The organism is Pseudomonas peli, from assembly GCF_050563605.1.
In the GTDB taxonomy this organism is placed as follows: domain Bacteria; phylum Pseudomonadota; class Gammaproteobacteria; order Pseudomonadales; family Pseudomonadaceae; genus Aquipseudomonas; species Aquipseudomonas peli_A.
Genome location: NZ_JBNXUH010000072.1, coordinates 1 through 252 on the forward strand (window position 1 = coordinate 1; position 252 = coordinate 252).

1 pseudogene is annotated in these 252 nt (G+C 63.9%); it reads left to right on the plus strand.

What is annotated here, in order from left to right:
- Nucleotides 1–33: 33 nt before the first annotated feature.
- Nucleotides 34–180, plus strand: a pseudogene (locus ACQ4LH_RS21105) (50S ribosomal protein L11 methyltransferase); the annotation flags it as partial.
- Between the last annotated feature and the right edge of the window lie 72 nt (nt 181–252).

The following is a 252-nucleotide window of genomic DNA, read 5'->3' on the forward strand; positions in this document are numbered from 1 at the left end:
GGCGTCATATGTTTATAAGAGACACCCCCCCGCCTGTCCAGGCCGGGCGGGCGCCTGGCGCTGTCGGGCATCCTTGCCGAGCAGGCCGAAGAGGTGCGCGCCGCCTACAACGACGCCTTTATCCTCGACCCGACCGCCGATAAAGACGGCTGGGTGCGCATCAGCGGCGTACGCCGCTAACCGCCCCAGTGCGCACAGCTGCTGCATTGCCAAGCACTTGCGTTAGACCTGTCTCTTATACACATCTGACGC